The organism is Quyinboa mangrovi (assembly GCF_042219825.1).
In the GTDB taxonomy this organism is placed as follows: Bacteria; Bacteroidota; Bacteroidia; order Bacteroidales; family UBA5342; genus JBHJHP01.
Genome location: NZ_JBHJHQ010000002.1, coordinates 1 through 25,890 on the forward strand (window position 1 = coordinate 1; position 25,890 = coordinate 25,890).

At 39.2% G+C, this 25,890-nt stretch carries 25 protein-coding genes and 1 rRNA gene; 16 read left to right on the forward strand and 10 right to left on the reverse strand.

The window, feature by feature from the left end; translation table 11 throughout:
* Nucleotides 1–69: 69 nt before the first annotated feature.
* The 4 genes from rrf to ACE1ET_RS03390 all read left to right on the forward strand — a co-directional run bounded on the left by rrf (nt 70) and on the right by ACE1ET_RS03390 (nt 3,877).
* A 5S ribosomal RNA gene (gene rrf / locus ACE1ET_RS03375) occupies nt 70–179 on the forward strand.
* A gap of 375 nt (nt 180–554) precedes the next feature.
* Nucleotides 555–1,838 carry a S28 family serine protease gene (locus tag ACE1ET_RS03380; protein WP_375726955.1) on the forward strand — a complete coding sequence of 428 codons (1,284 nt, stop codon included), beginning with the start codon at nt 555–557 and terminating at the stop codon, nt 1,836–1,838.
* Between the two features lie 131 nt (nt 1,839–1,969).
* Complete coding sequence (locus ACE1ET_RS03385; protein ID WP_375726956.1) at nt 1,970–3,229, forward strand: hypothetical protein; 1,260 nt, start codon at nt 1,970–1,972, stop codon at nt 3,227–3,229.
* Between the two features lie 21 nt (nt 3,230–3,250).
* Nucleotides 3,251–3,877, forward strand: coding sequence for a WbqC family protein (locus ACE1ET_RS03390; protein WP_375726957.1), 627 nt, complete (start codon nt 3,251–3,253; stop codon nt 3,875–3,877).
* Here the strand turns inward: ACE1ET_RS03390 and ribH are convergent, their stop codons facing one another.
* Both ribH and ACE1ET_RS03400 read right to left on the reverse strand, forming a co-directional pair.
* The gene (gene ribH / locus ACE1ET_RS03395) at nt 3,878–4,375 is read right to left on the reverse strand and encodes a 6,7-dimethyl-8-ribityllumazine synthase (protein ID WP_375726958.1); all 498 of its coding nucleotides are present in this window, start codon (nt 4,373–4,375) and stop codon (nt 3,878–3,880) included.
* 72 nt (nt 4,376–4,447) lie between these two features.
* Nucleotides 4,448–5,128 (reverse strand): tetratricopeptide repeat protein, encoded by a 681-nt coding sequence (locus ACE1ET_RS03400; protein WP_375726959.1) that lies wholly within the window; start codon nt 5,126–5,128, stop codon nt 4,448–4,450.
* 107 nt (nt 5,129–5,235) lie between these two features.
* Between ACE1ET_RS03400 and ACE1ET_RS03405 the strand changes: the two genes are divergently transcribed.
* The 3 genes from ACE1ET_RS03405 to ACE1ET_RS03415 all read left to right on the forward strand — a co-directional run bounded on the left by ACE1ET_RS03405 (nt 5,236) and on the right by ACE1ET_RS03415 (nt 7,355).
* A complete protein-coding gene (locus tag ACE1ET_RS03405; protein ID WP_375726960.1) occupies nt 5,236–5,886 on the forward strand; it encodes a hypothetical protein in 651 nt (216 codons plus the stop codon).
* 66 nt (nt 5,887–5,952) lie between these two features.
* A complete protein-coding gene (gene recF, locus ACE1ET_RS03410) occupies nt 5,953–7,068 on the forward strand; it encodes a DNA replication/repair protein RecF (RefSeq protein ID WP_375726961.1) in 1,116 nt (371 codons plus the stop codon).
* Nucleotides 7,065–7,355: a DciA family protein gene (locus tag ACE1ET_RS03415; RefSeq protein ID WP_375726962.1), complete on the forward strand. Its 291-nt coding sequence runs from the start codon at nt 7,065–7,067 to the stop codon at nt 7,353–7,355. Before recF ends, ACE1ET_RS03415 begins: the two co-directional genes overlap by 4 nt.
* A gap of 59 nt (nt 7,356–7,414) precedes the next feature.
* On the opposite strand, the gene tsf is transcribed toward ACE1ET_RS03415, so the two are convergent.
* From tsf to ACE1ET_RS03445, 6 genes are all read right to left on the reverse strand, one after another.
* Entirely contained in the window at nt 7,415–8,236 is an 822-nt protein-coding gene (gene tsf, locus ACE1ET_RS03420; RefSeq protein WP_375726963.1) for a translation elongation factor Ts, read from the reverse strand.
* Between the two features lie 16 nt (nt 8,237–8,252).
* The gene (rpsB, locus tag ACE1ET_RS03425) at nt 8,253–9,095 is read right to left on the reverse strand and encodes a 30S ribosomal protein S2 (RefSeq protein WP_375726964.1); all 843 of its coding nucleotides are present in this window, start codon (nt 9,093–9,095) and stop codon (nt 8,253–8,255) included.
* Nucleotides 9,096–9,205: 110 nt separating this feature from the next.
* Nucleotides 9,206–9,592, reverse strand: coding sequence for a 30S ribosomal protein S9 (gene rpsI, locus ACE1ET_RS03430; RefSeq protein WP_375726965.1), 387 nt, complete (start codon nt 9,590–9,592; stop codon nt 9,206–9,208).
* A 5-nt stretch (nt 9,593–9,597) separates the two neighbouring features.
* Nucleotides 9,598–10,053, reverse strand: coding sequence for a 50S ribosomal protein L13 (gene rplM / locus ACE1ET_RS03435; RefSeq protein WP_375727498.1), 456 nt, complete (start codon nt 10,051–10,053; stop codon nt 9,598–9,600).
* Between the two features lie 182 nt (nt 10,054–10,235).
* Nucleotides 10,236–11,123, reverse strand: a complete 888-nt coding sequence (locus tag ACE1ET_RS03440) for a hypothetical protein (RefSeq protein ID WP_375726966.1) — start codon at nt 11,121–11,123, stop codon at nt 10,236–10,238.
* A gap of 211 nt (nt 11,124–11,334) precedes the next feature.
* Entirely contained in the window at nt 11,335–13,629 is a 2,295-nt protein-coding gene (locus tag ACE1ET_RS03445) for a sodium-translocating pyrophosphatase (RefSeq protein WP_375726967.1), read from the reverse strand.
* Nucleotides 13,630–13,830: 201 nt separating this feature from the next.
* On the opposite strand from ACE1ET_RS03445, the gene ACE1ET_RS03450 reads away from it, so the two are divergent.
* Together ACE1ET_RS03450 and queG are read left to right on the forward strand one after the other, a co-directional pair.
* Nucleotides 13,831–14,988 (forward strand): redoxin domain-containing protein, encoded by a 1,158-nt coding sequence (locus ACE1ET_RS03450; RefSeq protein ID WP_375726968.1) that lies wholly within the window; start codon nt 13,831–13,833, stop codon nt 14,986–14,988.
* The gene (gene queG, locus ACE1ET_RS03455) at nt 14,985–15,920 is read left to right on the forward strand and encodes a tRNA epoxyqueuosine(34) reductase QueG (RefSeq protein ID WP_375726969.1); all 936 of its coding nucleotides are present in this window, start codon (nt 14,985–14,987) and stop codon (nt 15,918–15,920) included. Before ACE1ET_RS03450 ends, queG begins: the two co-directional genes overlap by 4 nt.
* Before the next feature lie 32 nt (nt 15,921–15,952).
* Here queG and ACE1ET_RS03460 read toward each other — a convergent pair whose 3' ends face one another.
* On the reverse strand, nt 15,953–16,915 hold the full coding sequence (locus ACE1ET_RS03460; RefSeq protein WP_375726970.1) for a glycine N(alpha)-acyltransferase GlsB: 963 nt from the start codon (nt 16,913–16,915) through the stop codon (nt 15,953–15,955).
* Complete coding sequence (locus ACE1ET_RS03465; RefSeq protein WP_375726971.1) at nt 16,912–17,736, reverse strand: lyso-glycine lipid O-acyltransferase GlsA; 825 nt, start codon at nt 17,734–17,736, stop codon at nt 16,912–16,914. The genes ACE1ET_RS03460 and ACE1ET_RS03465 overlap by 4 nt, the downstream gene beginning before the upstream one ends.
* Before the next feature lie 248 nt (nt 17,737–17,984).
* Here ACE1ET_RS03465 and mraZ point away from each other — a divergent pair, with 248 nt between their 5' ends.
* The 7 genes from mraZ to murD are packed head-to-tail and all read left to right on the forward strand — an operon-like array spanning nt 17,985 to nt 25,889.
* The gene (gene mraZ / locus ACE1ET_RS03470) at nt 17,985–18,452 is read left to right on the forward strand and encodes a division/cell wall cluster transcriptional repressor MraZ (protein WP_375726972.1); all 468 of its coding nucleotides are present in this window, start codon (nt 17,985–17,987) and stop codon (nt 18,450–18,452) included.
* 13 nt (nt 18,453–18,465) lie between these two features.
* Complete coding sequence (gene rsmH / locus ACE1ET_RS03475) at nt 18,466–19,365, forward strand: 16S rRNA (cytosine(1402)-N(4))-methyltransferase RsmH (RefSeq protein WP_375726973.1); 900 nt, start codon at nt 18,466–18,468, stop codon at nt 19,363–19,365.
* Between the two features lie 13 nt (nt 19,366–19,378).
* Nucleotides 19,379–19,750 carry an FtsL-like putative cell division protein gene (locus tag ACE1ET_RS03480; RefSeq protein WP_375726974.1) on the forward strand — a complete coding sequence of 124 codons (372 nt, stop codon included), beginning with the start codon at nt 19,379–19,381 and terminating at the stop codon, nt 19,748–19,750.
* 13 nt (nt 19,751–19,763) lie between these two features.
* Nucleotides 19,764–21,872 (forward strand): penicillin-binding protein, encoded by a 2,109-nt coding sequence (locus ACE1ET_RS03485; protein ID WP_375726975.1) that lies wholly within the window; start codon nt 19,764–19,766, stop codon nt 21,870–21,872.
* The gene (locus ACE1ET_RS03490) at nt 21,872–23,332 is read left to right on the forward strand and encodes a UDP-N-acetylmuramoyl-L-alanyl-D-glutamate--2,6-diaminopimelate ligase (protein WP_375726976.1); all 1,461 of its coding nucleotides are present in this window, start codon (nt 21,872–21,874) and stop codon (nt 23,330–23,332) included. Before ACE1ET_RS03485 ends, ACE1ET_RS03490 begins: the two co-directional genes overlap by 1 nt.
* Nucleotides 23,332–24,546: a phospho-N-acetylmuramoyl-pentapeptide-transferase gene (mraY, locus tag ACE1ET_RS03495; protein ID WP_375726977.1), complete on the forward strand. Its 1,215-nt coding sequence runs from the start codon at nt 23,332–23,334 to the stop codon at nt 24,544–24,546. Before ACE1ET_RS03490 ends, mraY begins: the two co-directional genes overlap by 1 nt.
* Complete coding sequence (gene murD, locus ACE1ET_RS03500; RefSeq protein ID WP_375726978.1) at nt 24,546–25,889, forward strand: UDP-N-acetylmuramoyl-L-alanine--D-glutamate ligase; 1,344 nt, start codon at nt 24,546–24,548, stop codon at nt 25,887–25,889. Before mraY ends, murD begins: the two co-directional genes overlap by 1 nt.
* The last annotated feature ends 1 nt before the right edge of the window (nt 25,890 follow it).

Genomic DNA, 25,890 nt, shown 5'->3' on the forward strand with positions numbered 1-25,890 from the left:
ATGATATGTTTAACTTAAACTTACTACTTACAACTTATAACTTATTACTTACAACTAAATTAAAGATCTTAAGGTGGTTATAGCGTTGGGGTTCCACCTCTTCCCATTCCGAACAGAGAAGTTAAGCCCAATAGCGCCGATGATACTGCGTATTGTGGGAAAGTAGGTCGCCGCCATTTTATAGAAAAGCCTTTCAGAGTAATCTGGAAGGCTTTTTTTATATGTTTAAGTCAGATCTAACAGGGAACAGAACCCTGTCAAGTAAATAGAAAACTAATAAATGCACCTCTTCCCATTCCGATCCGTCAGCTGACGGATAAGCCCAATAGCGCCGGTGTTACCGTCCCGCCCCTGTTGGTGCCGGGCTGGGAAAATAGTTCCGATAGCTATCGGAAGCCGCCATTTTATAGAAAAGAGCAATTGAGAAATTAGTTGATCTTTTTTTGTTGATGCTTAGTGGATTAATCGCTTTAAAACCATAAATCTGTTCGGATGATTTTCTTTTCTTAATAGTTATATTTGTATTTCTATCAGACAAATGAAATGACACACAAATGAAAAAGCAAACTATTTTACTGGTAATATTATTGGTTACATTTCACGGGATACGGGCTTCTGAATTATTTGACAAAATACAGAAGCTTCCCAATGTAACCAGCATTGAGGAATTGGATGTAATTTCGTTTTTTAGCGAAAAATATTTGGTACAGGTTAAACAACCTGTGGATCATAGTGATACCACAAAGGGATTTTTTAACCAGCGCGTAATTCTTTGCCATAAGGGATATTCAAACCCTATGGTAATGATTACTGAAGGTTATAACGCCAACTATGCATTACGAAAATCGTATAAAAACGAGCTATGTGATATTTTGGATGCGAATCAGTTATGTATTGAACATCGGTATTTCGAAAGTTCAACCCCCGATCCGCTCAACTGGAAATATCTTACTACCAAAAATGCAGCTGCAGATCAACATGTAATCAATCAGATGTTTAAAACTATTTACACAGGTAAATGGATCGCAACGGGCATTAGCAAAGGCGGACAAACAGCAATTCTGTACAAAGCATATTATCCCGATGATGTTGACGTAACGGTTCCTTATGTGGCACCTGTAAATTTTGGCGTGGAAGATGGCAGGCATGAGCCCTTTATTGCAAATGCAATTGGTACTGCAAAAGATCGTAAAAAGATACTGGATTTTCAACTTGAGGTTCTGAAAAGAAGAGACAGGCTAATGAGTAGTTTTAAAGCATTTATTGACAGGAACCATTATACCTTTAAAGCGAACCTGGATACAGTCTATGATCTTTGTGTACTTGAGTATTCCTTTGCGTTCTGGCAGTGGGGAAAATCAGTTAAAGATATACCGGTAACTAATGCACCGGACTCGGTGATCTTTAAAAATTTTATGGATGTAAGTTCACCGGATTATTTTTCAATAGAAGGATCCAAAAAGTATTTGTCATTCTTTGTTCAGGCTGCTCATGAGTTAGGATATTATGGTTATGATACCAAACCGTTTAAACAATATCTTGTGATGAAAGACGCGGGTAATTATCTTTTAAATTACTTTCTTAAAGGAGTTTGTAAGCCTAAGTGGCTCGAAACCATGAAATGGGCAAGCGAAGAGGTTCAGAAGAACGGTAATAATATGCTTTTTATTTACGGGGAATGGGATCCGTGGTCAGCTCCTGCATATGTCAAGGGAGACAGAAAGGACCAGTTGGTAATATATAAACCGCATGGAAGTCATCGGGCAAGGATTAACAATCTGCCTTATTTTAAGAAGAAGAAGGCTGTCCGAACCTTAAAAAAGTGGCTGGAAAAGTAAGGGAATACGGTTTAAGAATATAATTATACAGAAGGACTCCAAATTATATTTTATCAGGTATTTGGAGTCTTTTTTGTTTTAAAAATCAAGGTTATTTTGTCACCTTTGTGCCCTCAAAATTTAACATGGAAATGGTGAAAGTTAAGGGCGTTTTTTTTAGTATTATTTTATTTCTGACAGTTGGTTTTATTAGCTTTTCGCAGGAGAAGAACAACAAAAAATTTGAATTTTACGGTTTTATCAGGGCAGATCTTTTCACAGATTCTTACAAAGGGTTGAACAGTGCTTCGGATCAGTTTTACCTGTTCCCATTATATGCAGGAAAAGATGCGCAGGGGCAGCAGATAAATTCTCAACAATCGGCAGATTTGGTTTTGATGGGAACCAGGGTTGGGATGAAGGCTTACGGTCCCGATCTACTGGGCGCCAAAACTGTTGCCAACATCGAAGGAGATTTTGCAGGACACCCATCTTCTCTTACAGGAATTATAAGATTAAGGCAGGCGAATGTAAAATTTAACTGGGAAAAATCAGTGCTTACAGTCGGCCAAACCTGGCATCCTATGTGGGCAGGCCAGATTTATCCTACGGTAGGTTCACTAAATACAGGTGCTCCGTTTCAGCCTTTTAACAGAAGTCCACAGATCCGTTATGACTATACATACAAGGCTTTAACAGTATCGGCTGCAGGAATTAGTGAGTTTCAATATTTGAGTTACGGGCCGGATGGTAAAACGGATCAGTATCACAGGAATGCCGTGATGCCGGAGGTTTTTACAGGAGCAGAAATAAGCAAAGGGATTGGTACACTAGGGGCAGGAATGAGTTATAAAATCATCCATCCTCAGGTTACTACAATCAATAATTATGTGGCAAAGAATACTGAGCACTCGATGATTTTTATGGCCTACGGGCAAATTAAAACCGGTAACCTTACGCTTAAGGCTAAATCTACTATTGGAGAAAATACGAGCTATCTGTTAATTCCAGGTGGTTATGGAGTAAGTGCGATAGATGATATTACAGGTGATTATACCTATACGAATTATAAATCATCGGCCCACTTTATTAATGCAGTTTATGGAAAGGTATGGCAGGTTGGTGGTTTTGCCGGATATTTTCTGAACATGGGAACGAGGAAGCCGTTAGTTAATACAGGATCGGAGGAAAATCCGGTTTACAGCTGGGGATTAAAGCCGGAAATACAAAGTATGTACAGGTTGTCCGGGCATTTGGCACGTAATTACAGAAATTTGCGCATAATTCTGGAATTTGAACATACAAGGGCAAAATATGGGATTGAGGGCTTTAATTCTTCTGATGGGCTTTATTCTGTTACTGATGGAGCTATAAATAATCGCTTTTTAATGGTCGTTTATTATTATTTTTAATGAAATAGTTAACTTCGGGATATGGGTCAATCCGCAATACTTACAACGGCTTATCTCGGACCGGTTCAGTATTATACCAAATTTTTGAACCGGAAAGTCATAATTGAAAAATACGATAGTTACATTAAGCAAACGTATCGCAACCGTTGTAATATAATGACCGGCAATGGCCCTGAGAGCCTCACTATTCCTGTTGTCAGGCCAAATGGGAATAATTCTCTGGTTAAAGATGTTCAGTTGGATAACAGTAGAAAATGGCAGCAACAACACTGGAGAGCACTAATTGCGGCATATAATAACACGCCGTTTTTTGAGTTTTATGCCGATGACTTTGCGCCTTTCTACGAAGAAGAGTATCGCTTTCTTTTGGATTTTAATGACGGATTGCAACGCGTTGTTCTTGATGCGCTTGATTTGGATGCCGACTATATTTATTCCGAAACGTATCAGGAAGCTTCCGGCTATGATTTCAGAGAAGTTATTCATCCTAAAAAGGCAGTTATGGATCCGGAGTACCGGATTGTGGAATACTACCAGGTTTTTAAGGAAAAGTTTGGTTTTATGCCGAATCTGAGCATTGCCGATCTGTTATTCAATTGTGGACCGGAAGCTCTGCTGATTTTAAAGCAATCGTTGCAAAAGAACTGATTATTCCTGATCCAGACTCTTAGAAAAGGATACCATCTTAATGGCTGTAATAGCTCCTTCATCCCCTTTGTTGCCATGAATTCCGCCGGCACGATCCAGAGCCTGCTGAAGGTTGTCAGTTGTAAGAATGCCAAAAATTACCGGAGCATCATACTTTACATTCAAATGAGCAATACCCTGGGTAACACCCTGGCAAACATAATCAAAATGAGGCGTATCGCCTTTGATAACACAACCAAGACATATTACTGCATCCACATCGGTTTTGTCCAGCATAACTTTTGCCCCGTGCGTTAATTCAAAACTTCCGGGAACATATTTAACCAGAATGTTTTCTTCTTTTACGCCGTGCCTGATTAAAGAGTCATAAGCACCGTTTTTAAGTGCCCCCGTAATCTGTTCATTCCATTCCGAAACCACAATGCCAAACTTATAAGCCGAAGCATCAGGAACTGAGGTTATGTCGTAATCCGAAAGATTTTTTAAACTGGTTGCCATAATGTATCTGTTTAAGACAATTAAGGCCGGCTTAATAAGCCAGCCTTAACCATGTTAGTTTTGTTTTCCCAATTATTTTATCAATGCAATATACTTCTCAACATCTCTGGCTTCAGCACTTTTACTGTACTTTTCCTTTATTGTATTGAATGTTTGTATTGCCTTGTCATTGTCTCCGTTAGTTACGTATGCAATACCTAACTTTTTAAGATGAATAGGAGTTGTAAATTCATTGTTATAATCTGCAGCAGACTTATAACTACTGATAGCATCAGCATATTCTCCCAATTCCATATAGCAGTCGCCTTTGGCTCCCAATGCTACCGGAGCAACCAGATCATCATCACCGTCAAATTTATTGAGGTAATCAATAGCAGACTGATAGTCTCCCAGATGCATGTAAGAAATTCCTGCATAGTATGCAGCCAGACTTCCTGATTTCGTTGCGCTGTATTCGTCAGAAATATATTCAAATCCAAGGAAGTTACCGTCACCCTGAAGAGCCAGTTTAAATGAATCGGCAGCAAAATACTGTTCCCCAAGAAACATTTGAGTTTGTGCTTCTTTTTCCAGTGGCTGAAGATAGAAACGATGGTAACCCATAACCGCTGCAACAATAGCAACAATGATTAATAAACCAATTACAAGTTGTTTTTGATTTCTTTCAATAAATTCTTCTGATTTGGTTAACGCCTGTTCAACGTTTTCAAAATTTTCTCCCTGATGATTTTTATTATTCTGTTTATTCGCCATTGTATTGCTGTTTTTTTCGGTACGCAAATGTATATTATTTAGGTGAAATAAAAAATTTTAAAAATTAATTATTCCCCTGCTAAATGAAATTTTCTTAACTTAAAACCATGAAAAAAGTAATGTCAGTTATATTCCTGTTATTGAGCAATTTTTTAATGGAAGATATGCTTTCGCAGCATCGTTTTACATTGGAATTTTTACCCGGAGTATCCGGAGCATTGCCTATGCCGTTAAATGTTTACCAGGAAGGTGCTAAAGTTGCTTCTTTTACAGCACGATATGAGACAAGATCCCTTGAAATGCCTTTTTATTATTCGTACAGAATCGGTTATCAAACAGATTCTCACGGTTGGGAACTTGAAATGAACCATCTAAAAATATATCTGACTAATACAAATGATGTGGTTTCTCATTTTTCTGTATCACATGGTTATAATCAGCTTTGGTTGAATCATATATGGATCAATAGAATTGGAGTATTTAGAGTGGGACTTGGCCCCGTTATTTCTCATGACGAAACCACTGTTAATGGCAAAAGACTTGAAGAAAAGGGAGGTTTTTTTAATGCAGGATATAATATTCATGGCGGTAGTTTACAGGGCTCTTTTCAAAAAAGATATTATGTCTGGGATCATTTATTTATATTGGCAGAGGCAAAGTTGAGTTTCGGATATGCTCATATCGGAGTTGTGGACGGTTATGCCACCACACCCATAATTGCAGGGCACCTGTTATTTGGGGCCGGAGTTTCTTTTTAATAAATTGGTTTATTCTTCTGATTGGATTTTTCAAATATTATCTTTGTTACCTGCAAATGGTTATTTATGTTTCTAGAACGTCTTTCAGTTGTAAATTTTAAAAATATAGAGCAGGCCGATCTCGACTTTTGTTCCAAGATCAACTGTTTTATTGGCGACAATGGAGTCGGTAAAACAAACCTTATTGATGCCATTTATTATTTGTCGTTTTGCAGAAGTTATTTTAATGCGTCCGACAGCCTGAGCATAAAACATGAAGAAGGGTTCTTTATGCTTCAGGGGATTTACCAGCGCCAGGGGAAGGAAGAAAATATTTCCTGCGGATTAAAACGCAAACAGAAAAAGCAGGTAAAACGTAATAAAAAGGAATACCAAAAATTATCAGAACACATCGGATTACTGCCGGTTGTGATGGTTTCACCCGCGGATAGCCGGTTGATATCTGAAGGTAGTGATGAACGCAGGCGTTATATTGACGGTGTGATATCACAATACGACCGGCATTATTTGAATGCGTTAATACAGTATAACAAAGTTATACAACAGCGTAATGCACTGCTTAAACAGTTAAGGGAGAGCCGTTCTTACGACCGTAGTCTGATCGAAATTCTGGATCAGCAATTAGTACATTGGGGAACGTTGATTTATGAAGTACGGAAGAATTTTATTGATAAGTTGATTCCGGTATTTCAGAATTACCACGATATCATCTCTATCGGTCGGGAGACCGTGAATATTGCATATGAGTCGAATATGCATGAGCCGGAATATCTGAAGCAGCTTGAAGGCAGTTTTGAAAAGGACCTGATCCTCGGGTTCACTTCTTTGGGAATTCACAAAGATGATCTGGTGCCTTATATCGATGGATATCCGATAAAGAAAATCGGATCCCAGGGCCAGCAGAAAACATTTTTAATTTCGCTTAAATTTGCCCAGTTTGAGTTCATTCGTAAGGTTAATAATATTTCACCTATACTTTTACTGGATGATATTTTTGATAAGCTGGATAGTTACCGTGTGGAAGCAATTGTTAAACTGGTTTCAGGAGACACATTCGGGCAGATATTTATAACCGATACCAACCGGGATCATTTGGTGACAATACTGGAAAAAATAAACGAAGAGAATGTTATTTATCTTGTGCAGTCCGGTTGGGAAATCAGTAAAACCAAAAGCGCGTGAGAAAAAATAATACACAGGATATTAAATCCATTATCAGAGATATGTTGCGTGAAAACAATCTCGATAAACGATTTGATGAACAGGAAGTGATAGATGCATGGCCCGGGATAGTCGGAGCAATGTTTGCTAAATATACCAGTAAGGTTTACTTTAAAAACAAAACATTATACGTTACCATGACATCATCAGCTGCCCGGCAGGAGTTGTCAATGGCTAAGTCGCATCTGATAAATTCTATAAACGAACAGTTCGATCAGGAAATGGTAAAAGAGATTGTATTTTATTAGACAAAAAAAGAGGTCCAAACTTAATTGAACCTCTTATCTATAAAACAATTTGAGTTATATTATACGTTCAATGTATAACGTTTGAAATCAGTAACTGTCAGGTCTTTATTTACACTCTGTAAATAGCTTTTAACGCTTATTTTCGCTTCTTTTATAAAAGACTGTTCCAGTAATGTACTTTCCTGGAAGAATTTATTCAGACGACCCTCAGCTATTTTGTCAAGAATCTGTTCCGGTTTACCTTCTTCACGGGCTTTTTCACGACCAATTTCAAGTTCTTTCTCGATAGTTGCCTGATCAACACCATCACGATTAACAGCGATTGGAGCCATAGCAGCTACCTGCATAGCAACATCTTTAGCAACCAGCTCATCAATACCGGCTTTATTCAAACCAACAACTGTCGCCAGCTTGTTACCAGGGTGAATATATGCAACTACTGTTTCTGCTTCTATAGTATCATAGTAGTCCAGTTCCAGTTTTTCACCAATGATCCCAATCTGTTCAACGATTTGATCGCCAATAGTTGAACCGTTTAAACTGATCGCTTTTAGTGCTTCAACGTCAGCTGGTTTGTTTTCCAGAGCAGCATCAAGAATACTTTGAGTAAAAGCTACAAAGTTGTCATTCTTGGCAACGAAGTCTGTTTCACATTTTAATGCAACAACAGCAGCAAAATTACCATTGGTTCCAGAAAGAACACAACCTTCGCTGGCTTCTTTATCTGCACGTTTACTTGCTACTAACTGACCTTTTTTACGTATTATTTCAACAGCTTTGTCGAAATCACCGTTGGCTTCGGTTAATGCATTTTTACAATCCATCATACCGGCGCCTGTCATTTGACGAAGCTTGCTAACATCTGATGCTTTGATAGCCATTTTATTTAAGTTTTATTTAATCGTTATCTTCTTCTGAATTGTCATCATCTTCTACATCATCCTGATCGTCATCATCTTCATTTAAAGGTTGAGCTTTTTTTGCAGCTGCTTTTTTACCTTTAGCAGGAGTTTTGCTTTCTTTTCTGGTTGATGCTTCAGCTTCACGCTCTGCTTTACGTTCCTGTAAACCTTCGGCGATAGCCTGCGTCATGATGTCTACAATCAGTTCTATTGATTTTGATGCATCATCGTTTGCAGGAATAACAAAGTCAATATTTGACGGATTTGAATTTGTGTCAACAATTCCGAATACAGGAATACCCAAACGGATAGCTTCTTTCACCGCGATATGTTCTTTCATTACATCCACTACAAAAAGTGCTGCAGGAAGACGTGTCATATCAGCAATACTTCCAAGGATTTTATCCAGTTTAGCTCTCTGACGAGTAATCTGCAATTTTTCTCTTTTCGAAAGAGTGGCGAACGTTCCGTCGGTTGCCATTTTATCAATGGAAGTCATTTTTTTGACAGCTTTACGGATAGTAGGGAAGTTGGTAAGCATACCACCGGCCCAACGTTCAGTAACATAAGGCATGTTGACTGTAGAAACCTTACTTGAAATAATATCTTTAGCCTGCTTCTTGGTTGCAACAAATAAAATTTTACGACCTGATTTTGCAATCTGTTTTAAGGCATTGGCTGATTCATCAACTTTTGCAACAGTCTTGTGCAGGTCGATAATGTGAATACCATTACGCTCCATAAAGATATAGGGAGCCATTGCCGGATTCCACTTTCTTTTTAAGTGGCCAAAATGACATCCGGCATCTAATAATTGTTCGAAACTTGTTCTTGGCATGTTTAAAATTTTAACGTTTACCTTCTTTTAAAAAACTCAATTCGCGGGTAGTTTCAGGTGAAAGTCCCGTGAATTTAGATACTAAACGACTTGCTATGACAAACGCAATATTAACGTTTAGAGAACTGGAATCTCTTCCTTGCTTTTGGACGTCCCGGTTTTTTACGTTCAACAACGCGTGAATCACGAGTAAGGAATCCTTCAGCTTTCAGAGCAGGTTTGCTTTCTTCGTCAATCTTTACTAATGCACGTGCAATAGCAAGACGAAGAGCCTCTGCCTGTCCTTTTGAACCTCCACCGTCAAGATTTGCAGTAACGTCATATTTGTCAGCTACTTCAATCGTCTGAAGCGGTTGCTTAACAATGTACTGTAAAATGCTTGATGGGAAATATTCCGTTAAATCCCTTTTGTTGATGGTAACTTTACCAGAACCCTCTTTTACGTAAATACGGGCAATTGCTGCTTTACGTCTGCCAATCGCGTTAATTACTTCCATATTAATTATTTAAGGGTTTTTAAATCTACAACTTTTGGTTTCTGAGCTTCATGTGGGTGCTCGGAACCAACATACACATATAAATTCTTCATGATTGCACGAGACAGACGGTTTTTAGGTAACATACCTTTAACGGCCTGCTGAATCAGCTTTTCAGGTTGTTTTTCAAAAACATCCTTAGGAGACTTAATTTTCTGTCCTCCTGGATAACCTGAATGGCTTACGTGCTGACGCTGATCCCATTTATTACCCGTAAGTACAATTTTTTCAGCGTTAATAATTATCACATTATCCCCACAATCAACATGAGGTGTGAATTCAGGTTTTAGTTTGCCACGCAATATTTTGGCAACCATTGATGATAAACGGCCCAATACAGCGTCTGTTGCATCAATAACAACCCATTCCTTGTTAGCAGTCGCTTTATTTGCCGAAACAGTTTTAAAACTTAATGTATCCACTTTTTTCAATTTTAAAGTTTATGAACCACAAAAAGCATCTAAAAATGCTGGTTCGATTGTTTATTTGTCTGTACTACAGACAGTTGCTTTTTAGCGGATGATAATCGGACTGCAAAAGTAAACTATATTTTCTTATTATCAAAGAAAAGACCGAAAATCATGACGTGTTTTTAGGCGGTTTTTTATAAAGGAGAAAGCATCTGTTTCCCTTTGTAGGTAATCGGTTCAAGGTAAAGCAGATGTTCTTTGAAATCCAGAGTTATTCTGAACTGATTTAAAAACGCATTTCCGATACTGTTTGGAATAAAATCAGAGAACCAAACTGGCTGATTATTAATCTGAATTAGCTTGTTAAGGCTCATTATCTCAGGTTCATAATATACAAATGTCTTATTGTGGACTCCATCCAGTTTGACTGCACAATGCTTGAAATTGTCCTTGTGTTTTTTTCGCTGTGAAGATGGAAGATCAGAATAAAACAAATGTATGCCCAAAGGAGATCTAGTGTCTACCGCTATATCGTAGGACCCGAAATCTTTGGTTTGAAGCTCCAGATTAATCCCCGCTGATTTTCTGTCGTCACGAAACTCAATTTTAAAAGCACTATCCGGTATGTTTAGTGCATCTAAGGAGGTTGAAATTTTAATCACTTTCTGGGCATAATCAATTTGCAGGATTTTGTCCTTAAATAATTCCGGACCTATTGTTCCCAGTATGGAATCAGGGAAGGCAAATTCACCTCTTTTTTCAAGTCTGTTGGCAATTCTGAAGCTACAGTTAAAAAAATGGCATGAGCCAATTACCAATGTGTCAATATTCGTGACTTCTAAATCTGAATGGAGATTATAATAGTTTAACCTATCTTCCTTATCAGATCTCAGAAGATTTTTCCCGTTGGTTTCAACACAGAATCTGGCAGGAAATTCTTTATTGTTTAAGCAAGCTTTAATAATTATTTGTCCGTTCTGACTAATTGTAAAGGGTACAATGCTTACCAGAGGATTATTTTCTGCGCTGGACAACTGAATTAAAACCAAACCCAAAAACAGTAATTGTAATTTCTGTTTCATTAAAACAATGGCGTTTTGGTTAAACAAAAGTATAAAAAATTATGCCATAAACAGAAAGAAACCCTTGGAGGTCGCTTGGGTAATTTTACCCTTTAACTTAAAATAGGGTAGGTAAAGTTTTAAATATTAATTGGATATAATCTGTTAACCAGAAAGCAAAAAGAGGCTGTCTGTTGACAGCCTCTTTGCAACTATATTTATGTTAAATGCTTTACAATAAACTTAGTGTTACGGTTACACCTGCCATAACAACCGAAACCATGGTCATTAATTTAATAAGGATATTAAGGCTCGGGCCCGCAGTATCTTTGAAAGGATCACCTACAGTATCACCAACGACACCTGCTTTATGAGCTTCACTTCCTTTCCCTCCGTAATTTCCTTTTTCAATAAATTTTTTGGCGTTGTCCCATGCACCACCTGCATTGTTCATAAATACTGCAAGTGTAAATCCTGCGGTAAGACCTCCAGCCAGCAATCCAATTACACCTGCGACGCCCATAGAGGCGCCTACTATAACTGGAACTATGATTGCCACCAAGGAAGGCAGCAGCATTTCTCTTTGAGCACCTTTAGTAGAAATTTCCACACATTTAGCGTATTCTGGTGTAGCTTTGCCTTCCAGAATTCCTTTAATCTCACGGAACTGACGGCGAACTTCATCAACCATTGCTCCTGCAGCACGTCCTACAGCTTTCATTGTCATGGCACTGAATAAAAATGCCATCATGGAACCGATAAAAAGTCCACCGAGAAAAAGTGGGTTGAAAAGAGTGATGTCATAAGCAGCTGAAAAGTCTTTTACCGAAGCTCCTGATATGCTTACTGCTTTAATGCCATCCGCCACTGCAGGTGCCACATCATGATAGAAGACATACGAACCTTTACTTACGAATCCTTCACCCGCTTTTGCAATTTTATCAAACCACAATCTTACTTCTTCCATATAGGCTGAAATAAGAGCCATGGCTGTCAATGCAGCAGATCCAATAGCAAAACCTTTACCAGTAGCAGCGGTTGTATTCCCAAGCATGTCAAGTGCATCAGTTCTTTCCCTTACTTCTTTAGGCAATTCACTCATTTCGGCATTACCACCTGCATTATCTGCGATTGGGCCGAATGCATCTGTTGCCAGGGTAATTCCCAGGGTAGAAAGCATACCGACAGCTGCAAATCCAATTCCGTATACACCCATTGAAAAATATGTACTTCCACCGGCACTGTAAAAAGCACCCAGAATACCAAGCACAATTGTTACAACCGGAATCCATGTAGAATACATACCAACGGCAAGTCCATCGATAATGGTTGTAGCAGGTCCCTGCTGTGCCTGTTTTGCAATTCCTTTTGTAGGTTTATATTCATCAGAAGTGTAATGTTCTGTGGCCTGACCAATGATAACACCGGCTGCCAGTCCGATTACTACTGACCCGAAAACTCCCCAGGTTATCCAACCAGTTGCTGCCATGCCTGCCAGAGCCAGCAGGATAAGTAATGAACTGCCTCCGGTACCTAAAAGGAGTGCATTCAGCAGGTTTTTTTGTGTAGCTGATTCTTTGGTTCTGACCAGAAATATACCTATAATAGATAGTATGATACCTATTGCCGCAACAAACATTGGAGCAGTAACAGCTTTTACAGGATCAAGTCCGGAGTTTTTCAGAACTACTGCAGGAAGTGCAGCGCCAAGTGCAGCCGTAGCAAGGATTGATCCTGCGTAACTCTCGTAAAGGTCTGCACCCATACCGGCCACGTCACCAACATTATCACCTACGTTATCTGCAATAGTTGCAGGGTTGCGCGGGTCGTCTTCAGGAATACCGGCTTCTACTTTACCGACGAGGTCGGCACCTACGTCAGCTGCTTTTGTATAAATACCTCCGCCAACACGTGCAAACAATGCCTGCGTTGAGGCACCCATACCAAATGTTAACATCGTCGCTGTAATTTCCACCAGTTTCTGTGTCTCAGAAGTTCCGGGGTGTACTAGTGTTAAACCGGCAAAATGTAAACCTGCCTGCATATGTTCAGGTGTAAAAACAACAGTGTTTAAAAACCAAAACCAGGCAGCAATATCAAGCAGTGCAAAACCAACAACAACTAGTCCCATAACGGCACCGCTTCGGAAAGCTACCTTTAGTCCTTTATTCAGGGATTGAGAAGCTCCGTGTGCCGTTCTTGCGGAAGCAAAGGTTGCTGTTTTCATTCCGAGAAATCCACATAACCCGGAGAATATACCGCCTGTAAGGAAGGCAATTGGTACGAATGGATTTTGGACTTTGAAATATGCCATTACGGCGAGTAAAATAACAAGAATAATAAAGACAATTCCTACGACTTTGTATTGTCTTTTTAGGTAAGCCATAGCCCCATCTCTAACATGCTGAGCGATCTCCTTCATTCTAGGTGTGCCCTCTGAGTTTTTCATCATAGACTTGAAAAAGATCCATGCAAAAACCAGAGCAACTACAGCTGACAGGGGAATCAACCAGAAAAATGTTGTCATAATAAATAGATTTTAAATTATTAATATTTGTTCTTTTTCGTAAACTGAGGGGCAAATATAGTTAAAAAATGAAATGAATATCGGGAATCAGATGTTAGATTAAAACTAAATTACGTGTTTTTTAATACAATTGTAGATTTTAGAATATGTAGTGTAAATCATATTATATTTGTACTCTGATCTTAACCCAATTATATTAAAATGAAAAAGACGTTTTATATTCTTTTCTTAACTATTGTAGCCATTTCCTGTAATAATAAACCTAAAGGTTTACTGATTGATGGTAAGTTAGATAATGCGCAACATGAATTTGTCTACCTGAAAATGCTTGGATCGCAAAAAATGGAGTTGTTGGATTCAATACAGTTAAAGTCTAATGGAAAATTTAAGTTCACATTGCCTTCTCCTGAATATCCTGAATTTTATTTTTTGCAATTCGGGCCGAAGGAAACAGTTACCATACTGGCAGATTCTGCTGAACATATTACGGTTAACTCTGAATATCCCGATATACTTCAAAACACAGAAATATCAGGTAGCAACGAGAGTAAAAAAATACTGGAGTTGGATAGAAAATTACGCGCGTTGAGGATAGGGTACCAAAACTATCGTAAAGCATGGGATGCAACTTTGGATCAAACTGAAAAGGAGCAGATTGTAAATAATATTATTGATGAAATCAATACCTATAAAAAAGAGGCAGGTCAGATGGTGATGGAAGATCCGCGTTCTTTCTTTGGGTATTATGTGCTTTATCAGAGGCTTGATGACACATACGCCTTATTTAATCCGTATGATAAAAATGATTTCAAATATTTCGGAGCTCTGGCAACTTCCTTAAACATTTATTACCCTAATGCGCCAAGAACCAAAGCATTATATGCAAAAGTTGAAGATGCAATCCGGGTTCAGCGACAGGAAAGATTTACAAAAATGCTTGAGGAAGCTTCGCAGGGTTTACCCGATATAGAAATGCCTGATATTAATGGAGACTCCATAAAACTAAGTAGTTTGAAAGGGAAAACAGTAATCCTTAACTATTGGGCTTCAACGAATCAGGATTCACGCGTAAACAACAGAATCCTGAAATCTATTTATAATAAATACAAAAAAAGAGGGCTTGAAATTTATCAGTGTTCGTTGGATAAAAGCAAAGTTTTATGGGAAGTAGCTCTTGATGATGATAACATAAACTGGATTTCATTATGTGATTTCAAAGGCGCAAGTTCAAAAGCTGTCTGGATGTATAATGTGCAGGAAGTTCCAACGAATTACCTTATTAATAAGAAGGGTGAAATTGTTGGCAAATACAATGATCCGATTGAGTTGGAGAAAAAGTTAAACGAAATTCTTAAATGACAGATAAGTCTCTGGAAATTCTGACTGAACATATAAAATCATTGATCCTTGAACAGGGATTTACTGACGTTACATTTGCGCGGGTTAGAAAACTGGATGAATATATTCCGTCTTTTACTCAATGGCTTGAAAAGGATTACCATGCGGAGATGTCTTTTATGGAAAATTATAAGGACAAGCGTGTTGATCCGGCAGTACTTGTTCCTGGGGCTAAGTCGGTTGTTGTGGCTATTATGAATTATTACCCCGAAAACAAACAGCCGGGGGAAATTCCACAGATTGCTAAATACGCCTATGGCAGAGATTATCATAAGGTTTTAAAGAAAAAACTGCTTAAAGTTCTGAATCAGCTAGTTGCGGAGTATGGAATAAGTGGAAGGGCATTTGTCGATTCGGCACCTGTGATGGAAAAGCCGTGGGGTGAAATTTCAGGAATGGGCTGGATCGGTAAAAATGGGTGTTTGATTCATCCCCGATCAGGTTCTTATTTTGTGATGGGTGAGCTGATTATTGATGCTGAACTTGAATATGGCAAGCCTGCAGTGATGGCCTGTGGAAGCTGTATGAAGTGTATTAATGCTTGTCCGACAAAAGCTATTGTTGCTCCTGGTGTTATTAACTCTGAGAAATGTTTGTCCTACCTTACCATAGAAAAAAAGGATGAAGAAATTTGGGAAGTCGATAGTATGTATAACAGAGTCTTTGGGTGTGACATCTGTCAGGATGTGTGTCCATGGAATAAAAAGAGTAAGCCAACAACAGAACCGGATTTTAATCCACGAAATGATTTAATGAAACTCACAGTAGACAGATGGTCTGAATATAACGAACAGGATTTTAACCGATCATTTGCAGGCACACCATTAATGCGTGCCGGATATAAAGGAATTCAGCGCACCCTTAAAAAAATTAAAGCAGAAAGGAATGTTTAGCATCTCAATGCAGTGCATCAGGATGCCGACCTTCATTTGAACTCAATGTTTGCCTTTGAATCCGATTCCAGGACATAGCTTTCGATATATCGTTTTTTCTTATCGTCAAATATATCAGCAATGGTTATCATGATGCCAGTTTCCTCTACGTCTCCGAAAACATCATTTATAGCCGTGCCAAATGTTTTCATTGTTGGTGAAAGGTTCATGTAAGCATTAACTAAAGGTGGAATATTTACACCTCTTTTTCTGACTTCTGCATTCAGAATTTTATAGTCTTCTTTGTAATTTCCTGTGGAAAATAAACGATTGGTCTCTTCCTCTGTTAATTCAATCTTTAGAGGTTTAAAAGGTTTAATCATATCTTCGGGATCAGGAAAATGTTTTTGCATGAAAGAAAGAATCATGTCCCTTGCTTCGGTATTAAAATGTGGATACATAGTTACCTTGCCAAAGAAGTACTTTATTTCAGGATGATCCACGCATAAAGCTCCAAGGCCGTCCCAAAGATTATCCAGTGCAAAAAGTGCTTTTGCTCCCGCTTTAGATGTTTGGTAATCCGGTTGTACAAACGAGCGGCCTAATTCAATAGTATAAGGCAGATAATTATCAATGAATTTCTCAGTATAATTAAAAAGTCTGGCTGTAGCTATTAGTACGTTCCCGTTTTCATCTCTTGGAATATCTGCACCGAGCATATATCGATATCCTCCAAGTATTTCCTCTGCTTCAGGATCCCAGACGATCAATTGCCGGTATGGATTTTCCTGAAGATCGTATTTATCTATGTCGGAGGACTTACCTGTGCCGCCACCAGCATTCCGGAAGGAAATTTCGCGTAACCGGCCAACTTCTCTCATCATATTGGGAGATGTATGGTGCGTAAACACATAAATCTGATTGCCTCCCTTGTTGGTATCTCTTAAGAAGGTTTTATTATTTAATTCCTGCTTTATTAATTCCCTGTCAACCTTTGCAATTATTTCTTCCATCATTCTTGTTTTGCAAGTTCGTAAACTTTTTCTTTAACATCAGCAGCCCATTCTGCTGGTTTTTTATTTTTGGTAAAAGTTTTATAGGAGATAGGTTTGCCGAAAGTAATTGTAATTTCTTTATTCTTAAATTTAAACATTTCGTTTGGCAAGTAAAGCATTTCAATATTAGTTTTAACGCTTAATAACTTTCTAAAGTTTGCAAGGTTGTAAAAGAAATTTGAAATTCTGCCACTTACATGGACCGGAACTACATCGCGTTCATATTTTACGGTCTTTGTGATAAAGGATTTTTTCCATTCAAGATCCCTGATTATGCCTCTTGAGCGCCTGGATACAAGTCCGGCAGGGAAAACAGCAATCTGAGAATCACTTGCGTATGTATCATTCATAGCAGCCAGAAAATCTTTGTTCTGTCCGCCATGCTTATTCACGGGGATGAAAAAAGGATCCAGATTTTTGATGTTCATCAGGATATCATTGGCCAGAATTTTTACATCACCGAATTTTCCTTTTATCTGATCCAGGAGCGCAATCCCGTCCAGGCCTCCCAGTGGATGGTTGGAAGCAAATGTATATCGTGCATGTAATGGAATTTCATTTATGCCCTTTACATTGACTTTCAAGCTTAGTAAGCCAAGAATGGCTTCCGTAAAATCCTTACCGGTTTTGTGTCCGTGTTGCGCAAGAAATACATTGATTTCATCCTGATGGATAATGCGCTTGAGATAGTTGATAATGAACCCAGGTATCTTTTTTGCCAGTCCCGGACTTTTGTCTTCAAAAACCTTCTTAATGTCAATTTCTAAAGGTTCAATATTCATCTTACCCTTGTGTTTATCCTGAATTTAAACGTGCAAAGTTAATATTTTTTTTATTTCTGTATAGCCGTTAAAGGTTTTTTGACGTTGCTGGCTGGTGTTAATTATAGGGATAATCAGAAATGTATTAAATCCATGATAAATAGTGGGAAAAGTTATTAACATATGTTTACAATTTGTTAAAAAAAGTGGGGTATGGTGGGGTAAAGTGGGGAAAATATTCGTATTTTAGCAGGAATTAAAATCTAAATATGTCTTTTGTGGGAGATTATACCGTAAAAGCTGATTCCAAGGGGCGTATAGCTGTTCCTTCGGCATTCAGAAAACTTCTTGAAAGAGATGAAGGGGAGCGGTTTGTGTTTCGCAAAGATGTGTTTCAGAATTGTCTGGTTCTAATTCCCATAAAAGAGTGGGAGGTACAGGTTGCTGTTCTTCGAAAAAAACTGAATGATTATAACAGGAACCATAAAAAGTTTAAAGCACAATTTTTCAGAGATACTGCCGAGGTTGAAATGGATAAAACCGGCAGGGTTTTAATTCCTAAGAAGTTGTATGATATGCTGGCTTTGGATAAGGAAATTGTGCTGGCGGGGATGGATAAGGTTATTGAGGTTTGGGATAAAGCGACGTATGATGGTAATCAGATGGATGATGGTGAATTTGCAGCACTTGCAGAAGAGATTTTAGGGAACGAGAATTTAGAAAATGTAGATCAGTAAAAATATAAAATTAATGCCCGAGTATCACTTGCCGGTTATGCTGAAACAAAGCGTTGCGGGATTGAATATCAAACCTGAGGGGATTTATGTCGATGTAACATTTGGCGGTGGAGGGCATTCGGGCGAAATACTCAGTCATCTTAAAAAAGGCAGCCTCTTTGGTTTTGATCAGGATGAAGATACACTCAACAATATTCCTGAAAATTCACAATTCACGTTTGTTAAAGGAAACTTTCGCTTTTTAAAGCAATTTATGCGCTATTATAAAGTTGATAAGTTGGATGGCGTTTTAGCTGATCTGGGGGTGTCATCACATCATTTTGATGCGGAGGACCGCGGGTTTTCGTTCCGGTTCAACAGTAAGTTGGACATGCGTATGAATCAGGCTTCAGCTTTGTCAGCATACGATGTAATCAACTCGTATGAGGAAGGTGCTCTGGCTGACTTGTTTTATTACTTTGGAGAGATCCGGAATGCCAGATTACTGGCTTCACGGATTGTTGCGGCAAGAAATGCAGGAAAAATTGAAACAACAACACAACTAAAAGAAATTGCTCAGTCGTGTACGGGGAAAAAGCAGGAGATGAAGTATTTGTCACAAACTTTTCAGGCTTTACGGATTGAAGTTAATGGAGAAATGAAAGCACTGAAAGAAATGCTGGAACAGGCTGGTGAATTGCTGAAGTCTGGTGGCAGACTAAGCGTGATAACCTATCATTCTCTGGAAGACCGGCTGGTGAAAAATTTTTTTAAAAGTGGAAATTTTACAGGTGATATTGAAAAAGATTTCTATGGAAATTTCATTTCACCATTTTCGCTGGTTAATAAAAAGGTTATTGTTCCGGATGATACTGAACTGGAAATGAATCCGAGATCACGAAGTGCAAAACTCAGAATTGCGGAAAAAAGTTAAGAAGAAATTGGATATGGGAATACTGAATTTAGGGTCGAAAAAGAAAAGACAAAACGAGGAACCGGAATTTTCAACAAGTTCCATTAAAGATATTCTCGACGGAAAGAAAACGCGTGAGTGGGTGGTGAGGAACCTGGGGTTTATTATATACGTTACCATACTAATCTTTTTTTACATCGGGAACCGGTATAGCTGTGAGAAAACAATCCGGGGAATTGTTGAAATTGAAAAAGAGCTTAAAGAGTTACGGTTTGAATCCATCACAACAGCATCGGAGTTGATGAGCCTGAGCCGGATGTCGGAAGTATCAAAAATGGTGAAAGAAAAAGGTCTGGATCTTGAAGAGTCGAGAGAACCGGCAAAAAAACTGGTTGTGGATAAATAAGTATTAATCTGATATGTCCATAAAAAAGGAAATAGTACGCAAAATAGTAGTAGTATACATAATGGTATTGCTGCTGGCTTTTGCTATTGTTGGACGTATTTTGCAGTTGCAGTTTGTAGAGGGAGATAAGTGGAAGAAACTACAGGTGGGAGAAAACTCAAAACAGATTGCGGTTCCTGCCAACCGGGGAGACATTCTGGCTTGCGACGGACGTATGCTTGCCAGTTCAATTCCCAATTACAGTATTCATATGGATTTTAGAGCTGATGGGTTGACCTATAAATATTTTATTCAACATGTGGATAGCCTGGCTTATCAGTTATCCGGCTTTTTTAGGGATGCTTCTAAGCCCGATTATAAGAAGAGGCTGATCAGCGGTTTTGAAAGTGGAAATCGTTATTTCAGGATCAACCGAAGAAGAGTCAGTTTTACTGAACTGCAAAAAATTGAAAAGTTCTCCATTTTTCGCTTGGGTCAAAACAAGGGTGGGTTTATTGCCACACAGTATGATACCCGTAAACTGCCCTTTGGTGAACTGGCCGCGCGAACAATTGGTAAGTTGAATTACGAAAAAACAAGGGGAATTGTGGGGCTTGAAAATGCTTATAACGATGTGCTTGAAGGTGAAGAAGGTGTAAGCCTTACAAAAACAATATCTGGCAAAAGAATGAAGGTGAATGTGGTTGAGCCCACCGATGGAAAGGATGTGGTGACTACAATTGATATTGATCTTCAGGATGTTGCTGAAACAGCATTGTATGCACAATTGCAGAAAAATGCGGCACATCACGGGAGTGCCATTTTGATGGAAGTGAAAACAGGGGATATTAAAGCGATTGCGAATCTCGAACGGACATCAGATGGAAGCTATAGCGAAACTTACAATTTTGCCATTGGTGAAGCAACGGAACCCGGTTCAACTTTTAAACTGGCTTCGTTGATTGTTGCCCTTGAGGACGGTGTGATTGATCTGACTGATACAGTTGACACAGAACATGGTGTATACTATTATTATGGTGTTCCGATGCGCGACAGTCATGAGGAAGGCTATGGGCGTATTTCTGTGCTTGATGTATTTGAGAAATCATCAAACATCGGGGTGTCTAAAATTATATATTATAATTATAAAAATGATCCGAAACGGTTTGTGGACAGATTACTGGAAATGCGGTTGGATCAGAAACTTGATATTGGAATCGCAGGTGAAGCCCAGCCGTATATCGCTTATCCTGGAAACAGTACATGGTCAGGAACATCGTTACCGTGGATGTCCATCGGTTATGAAATTAAGCTTGCACCTATTCAAACATTAGCTTTTTATAATGCCATAGCCAATGATGGCGAAATGGTAAAGCCGCGTTTTGTTAAAGGCATAAGTTATCATGGAGAGATGATTAAGAAATATGATACGGAAGTGTTAAACTCGTCCATTTGTTCCAGGCAAACCCTGAAAAAGGTCAAACAAATGCTGGAAGGAGTCGTGGATAATGGAACGGCAAGTAATCTTAAGAATCTACACTATAAAATTGCAGGGAAAACAGGAACAGCTCAGATTGCGCAGGGAACCAAAGGGTATATTGGGGAAAGTGGAAAACAATATTACGCCTCTTTTTGCGGTTATTTTCCGGCTGATAATCCGAAATACACCTGTATTGTTACAGTAAACAGTCCGACCAGAAGTGTTTTTTATGGGAATGTTTTGGCCGGAAATGTATTCCGTGAAATTGCAGATAAAGTTTATGTGCAAAACGTGGATATACAAAAGCATGAAGAGGAAAAGGAACTCAATCCGGAATACAAGGTGCCAGTAACGCTCGACGGTAATAAGAAAGAGCTGATGACGCTGTTTTCAAAACTGCAGGTGAATATTAAGGATGAAACCAGAGAAGGAGACTGGGCGCATACCTATAATAAAGGTGATCATATTGAAGTGAAACCCTTAAGTATTATAGACGGACTGGTCCCGAATGTATTGGGCATGGGTGCCAAAGATGCACTTTTTTTACTTGAAAATGCTGGCTTAAGCGTTCGGATGAGTGGCGTAGGAAGAGTTGTGGAACAGTCCATTTCACCCGGATCAAGAATTACCGGGCACAGTACTATATATATAAGGTTAAGGTGATGAAAAAACTATTGGATATACTGCAGGATATTAGGCCAACCAAAATAGTTGGAAACAGCGATGTAATATTCGGTTCAATACAGTTTGACTCCCGGAAGGTTGGTGAAGGAGACATATTTGTGGCTATGTTAGGGACACAAACGGATGGGCACATGTATATACCTCAGGTGATTGAGAAGCAGGCTGCGGCAATTGTGTGTGAAATTTTGCCAGAAGAAATGCCGGCCCATATCACGTTTATACAGGTTGAATCGGCATCGAAAGCACTTGGTCAACTTATTTCGGCATTTTACGGGTATCCTTCGCAACAGATGACCCTGGTTGGTGTTACAGGAACCAATGGTAAGACAAGCATAGCTACTCTGCTTTATAATCTGTTTAAGTCGTTGGGATATAAAGCAGGGTTACTTTCTACTGTTGTAAATTATGTGGATGATACCAAAATTGAAGCCACGCATACTACTCCGGATGCGATTACCATAAATAAATTGATGCATGAAATGGTGGAGGCGAACTGTGAGTATTGTTTTATGGAGGTGAGTTCGCATGCTATTGATCAGGATCGCGTTGCAGGCCTGGACTTTAACGGAGCAATTTTTACCAATCTTACCCGCGATCACCTGGACTATCACTCAACATTTGCAGCTTACAGGGATGCGAAAAAGAAACTTTTTGACGGATTGAATGCCAATGCGTTTGCCCTTTACAATGCAGACGATAAAAACGGAAGCGTGATGGTTCAGAATTGTAAGGCGGATATTAAATCTTACAGTTCAAAAGGCCTGGCAGATTTTAAAGTGAAAATTATAGAACGCCATTTCGACGGCATGCAACTGAATATTGACGGACAGGATGTTTGGGTGTCATTTACCGGCGATTTTAATGCCATGAACCTTCTGGCAGTTTATTCATCCGCAGTATTACTGGACGAGGAACCGGCTGATGTATTGGTTGAAATGAGCAAGCTTAAACCTGTTGCAGGCCGGTTTGAAACGATGAAATCCAAAGACGATGTGGCAGCCATTGTGGATTATGCCCATACACCTGATGCATTGATCAATGTGCTTGATACGATCAATGTAATCCGTCGGGGTGAAGGTAGCCTTATAACTGTAGTCGGTGCGGGAGGAAACCGGGATAAGGGCAAACGTCCATTGATGGCTGAGGCTTCAGTCGCCAGAAGTGAAAAAGTTATTCTGACATCAGATAATCCAAGGTTCGAGGAGCCGGAAACGATTATTGAGGATATGTACGCAGGTATTCCTGAAGATGCCAAGGGTAAAGTGCTGAAAATCACAAATCGTGAACAAGCCATTCATACCGCAATTATGCTGGCAGGTCCCGGTGATGTGATTTTGGTTGCAGGGAAAGGCCATGAAACTTACCAGGATGTAAAAGGCGTAAAAAGTCATTTTGATGACAAGGAAATAGTGGAAAAATATTTTAAACAAAGACCATAATGCTCTATTATTTATTCGATTATCTCAACAGTCTTGATGTTCCCGGTGCCGGGGTGTTTCAATACATTTCATTCCGGTCGGCAGCGGCAATCATCACCTCGTTGCTGTTAACGACAATCTTTGGTAAAAAGATTATTTATATGTTGCAGCGTCAACAGATCGGAGAGACGGTCCGCGATTTGGGTCTGGAAGGCCAGATGCAGAAACAGGGTACACCTACCATGGGAGGGCTGATAATTTTAATGGGAATTCTGGTTCCGGCATTATTGTTCGCCAAGCTGGATAATATATACATCATCCTAATGCTTATTACAACCGTTTGGCTGGGCAGCATTGGGTTTTTGGATGACTATATAAAAGTGGTAAAGAAGAATAAAGAAGGGCTGGCTGGAAAATTTAAGGTGATTGGACAGGTTGGGTTAGGCCTTATTGTCGGCCTGACCCTTTACCTTAGCGATGATGTGACTATTCGCGAAAAGATTCCGGTGAGAGACAGCAGTGGCGAAGTTGTGGAATATGTTCAGCAGGATATTAAATCGACAAAAACAACCATACCATTTGTAAAAAACAATAACCTCGATTATGCCGATCTGCTTTTCTTTTTGGGCGAAAATGCACAAAAGTGGGCATGGATATTATTTGTGCTGATCACAATATTTATTGTGACAGCCATTTCAAACGGAGCAAATCTCACCGATGGGCTCGATGGACTTGCAACGGGTTCCTCGTCCATTATCGGGGCAACCCTTGGAATACTTGCGTATGTATCCGGTCACGTTGGTTTTGCCAGTTACCTCAACATTATGTATATCCCGCAAATTCAGGAACTGGTGGTATTTATGGCAGCGTTTATCGGTGCAACTGTTGGCTTTTTGTGGTACAACTCGTTTCCGGCACAGGTCTTTATGGGAGATACAGGAAGCCTGACCCTGGGAGGAATTATAGCAGTGATAGCAGTGATTATTCATAAAGAGTTGCTAATTCCTATCCTTTGCGGAGTTTTTATTGTGGAAAATTTATCAGTGGTATTGCAGGTATCCTGGTTCAAACATACCAAACGAAAATATGGTGAAGGGCGACGAATTTTCCTGATGTCACCGTTGCACCATCATTTTCAGAAAAAGGGTTTCCCTGAACCAAAAATTGTAATTCGTTTTTGGATCATCGGAATATTCCTGGCGGTTATATCAATAGTAACGCTTAAAATGCGGTAATGCAAAAGGAAAGGCTGGTCATATTGGGAGCAGGTGAGAGCGGAGCAGGTACAGCTGTACTTGGGAAGCTGAAAGGATACGATGTATTTGTGTCTGATATGGCAGCTGTTGCTGAAAAATATAAAAACCTTTTAGGGCAATACCAGATTCCGGTTGAAGAAGGACAGCATACAGAGGAGCTTATTTTGAATGCCGATTTAGTGATGAAAAGTCCTGGTATTCCTGAGAAAGCACCGATGATAAAAAAGCTGAGAGAAAAAGGAATTAAAATCGTTTCCGAAATTGAATTTGCATCATGGTACTGCAGTGCAAAACTTGTCTGTGTAACTGGCAGTAATGGTAAAACTACAACGACGTCATTGATTTATGACATCTTTAGAAAGGCTGGATTGAATGTAGGTCTGGCCGGAAATATAGGTGATAGTTTTGCGCTTCAGGTGGCATTAAAGAATTATGATGTGTATGTGTTGGAGCTTTCAAGTTTTCAGTTGGATGATATCGAAAAATTTAAACCCGATGTTGCCATTTTGACCAATATTACCCCGGATCACCTGGACAGGTATGACTATAAGTTTGAAAACTATATAAAAAGCAAGTTCCGTATCACAATGAATCAGACAGACAATGATATATTTATTTATAATCTGGATGATCCGGTTACTACAGAATGGCTTGACAGGATAGGATTAAAAGGGAAAGCAGTGCCATTTTCTCTGAATAAGACGCTTAAAAAAGATGGAGGATGGGAATCAGGAGAAAACATAACATTAAAATACCAGGATAAAATACTTAATATGAAAAGAACCAGTTTAGGAATTAAAGGCAGGCATAATGTCAGCAACTCGTTGGCAGCAGGCTTGTCTGCAATGGTTATGAACATCAGGAACGAAGCGATTCGCGAGGCCCTTTCTGATTTTAAAGGCGTGGAGCATCGCCTCGAACGCGTTTCTGCTGTTCGCGGAATAGAATTTATAAACGACTCTAAGGCTACAAATGTAAACTCTACATGGTATGCATTAGAATGTCTGAATACTCCGGTGGTTTGGATTGCCGGAGGAACAGATAAAGGCAACAATTATGCAGAATTGCTTAACCTTGTGAAAGGAAAAGTGAGGGCGCTGGTCTGTATCGGTGTTGACAATTCAAAACTGAAGGAGCAGTTTGGCGAAGTTGTGGATACGTTTGTGGAAGCAGAGTCAATGGAGGACGCTGTGAAAATGTCGTATTTCCTGGCCAAAAAAGGTGATACTGTTTTGTTATCTCCGGCATGCGCAAGCTTCGACAGATTTAAAAATTATGAGGACAGGGGAAATCAGTTTAAACAACAGGTAAGAAAGCTTTAGG

Bases quoted from the DNA above. Each gene is read 5' to 3' on its own strand.
- ACE1ET_RS03480 (WP_375726974.1), top strand. From the start codon at position 19,379: ATGGGAATACTGAATTTAGGGTCGAAAAAGAAAAGACAAAACGAGGAA.
- ACE1ET_RS03440 (WP_375726966.1), bottom strand. From the start codon at position 11,123: ATGAAACAGAAATTACAATTACTGTTTTTGGGTTTGGTTTTAATTCAG.
- mraY (WP_375726977.1), top strand. From the start codon at position 23,332: ATGCTCTATTATTTATTCGATTATCTCAACAGTCTTGATGTTCCCGGT.
- ACE1ET_RS03490 (WP_375726976.1), top strand. From the start codon at position 21,872: ATGAAAAAACTATTGGATATACTGCAGGATATTAGGCCAACCAAAATA.
- murD (WP_375726978.1), top strand. From the start codon at position 24,546: ATGCAAAAGGAAAGGCTGGTCATATTGGGAGCAGGTGAGAGCGGAGCA.
- ACE1ET_RS03465 (WP_375726971.1), bottom strand. From the start codon at position 17,736: ATGAATATTGAACCTTTAGAAATTGACATTAAGAAGGTTTTTGAAGAC.
- rpsI (WP_375726965.1), bottom strand. From the start codon at position 9,592: ATGGAAGTAATTAACGCGATTGGCAGACGTAAAGCAGCAATTGCCCGT.
- ACE1ET_RS03460 (WP_375726970.1), bottom strand. From the start codon at position 16,915: ATGATGGAAGAAATAATTGCAAAGGTTGACAGGGAATTAATAAAGCAG.
- ACE1ET_RS03390 (WP_375726957.1), top strand. From the start codon at position 3,251: ATGGGTCAATCCGCAATACTTACAACGGCTTATCTCGGACCGGTTCAG.
- ACE1ET_RS03485 (WP_375726975.1), top strand. From the start codon at position 19,764: ATGTCCATAAAAAAGGAAATAGTACGCAAAATAGTAGTAGTATACATA.
- ribH (WP_375726958.1), bottom strand. From the start codon at position 4,375: ATGGCAACCAGTTTAAAAAATCTTTCGGATTACGACATAACCTCAGTT.
- ACE1ET_RS03450 (WP_375726968.1), top strand. From the start codon at position 13,831: ATGAAAAAGACGTTTTATATTCTTTTCTTAACTATTGTAGCCATTTCC.
- ACE1ET_RS03445 (WP_375726967.1), bottom strand. From the start codon at position 13,629: ATGACAACATTTTTCTGGTTGATTCCCCTGTCAGCTGTAGTTGCTCTG.
- rpsB (WP_375726964.1), bottom strand. From the start codon at position 9,095: ATGCCAAGAACAAGTTTCGAACAATTATTAGATGCCGGATGTCATTTT.
- tsf (WP_375726963.1), bottom strand. From the start codon at position 8,236: ATGGCTATCAAAGCATCAGATGTTAGCAAGCTTCGTCAAATGACAGGC.
- ACE1ET_RS03400 (WP_375726959.1), bottom strand. From the start codon at position 5,128: ATGGCGAATAAACAGAATAATAAAAATCATCAGGGAGAAAATTTTGAA.
- ACE1ET_RS03385 (WP_375726956.1), top strand. From the start codon at position 1,970: ATGGTGAAAGTTAAGGGCGTTTTTTTTAGTATTATTTTATTTCTGACA.
- queG (WP_375726969.1), top strand. From the start codon at position 14,985: ATGACAGATAAGTCTCTGGAAATTCTGACTGAACATATAAAATCATTG.
- ACE1ET_RS03380 (WP_375726955.1), top strand. From the start codon at position 555: ATGAAAAAGCAAACTATTTTACTGGTAATATTATTGGTTACATTTCAC.
- ACE1ET_RS03405 (WP_375726960.1), top strand. From the start codon at position 5,236: ATGAAAAAAGTAATGTCAGTTATATTCCTGTTATTGAGCAATTTTTTA.
- recF (WP_375726961.1), top strand. From the start codon at position 5,953: ATGTTTCTAGAACGTCTTTCAGTTGTAAATTTTAAAAATATAGAGCAG.
- rsmH (WP_375726973.1), top strand. From the start codon at position 18,466: ATGCCCGAGTATCACTTGCCGGTTATGCTGAAACAAAGCGTTGCGGGA.
- mraZ (WP_375726972.1), top strand. From the start codon at position 17,985: ATGTCTTTTGTGGGAGATTATACCGTAAAAGCTGATTCCAAGGGGCGT.